This is a genomic window from Paraburkholderia sp. A1RI_3L, assembly GCF_048957895.1.
GTDB classification, from domain to species: domain Bacteria; phylum Pseudomonadota; class Gammaproteobacteria; order Burkholderiales; family Burkholderiaceae; genus Paraburkholderia; species Paraburkholderia kururiensis.
Map to the genome: position 1 here is coordinate 1 of NZ_JARCHA010000116.1, position 244 is coordinate 244.

At 58.6% G+C, this 244-nt stretch carries 1 protein-coding gene; it reads left to right on the forward strand.

Annotated features, from left to right (window positions below):
• Positions 1 to 244: P1 family peptidase (locus PXJ20_RS33155; RefSeq protein WP_421057542.1), on the forward strand; the 244-nt coding region annotated here is incomplete at both ends.

Sequence of the window (244 nt, forward strand, 5' to 3'; positions counted from 1 at the left end):
AGCGGCCGCGGTGGTCATCAACGGCTTCGGCAAAAGCATCGGACTCGTGCAACTGCAGGAGCTAGGCGTGCTCGAAACGCCGATCGCGCTCACCAATACGTTTTCCGTTGGTGCCATCGCCGCGTCTCAGATACGCGCGGCGATAAACTGCCATCCGGAGATCGGCCGGCAATGGTCTACCGTCAATCCGTTCGTGTTCGAGTGCAACGATGGCCATCTAAACGATATCCAGGCGATGGCAGTA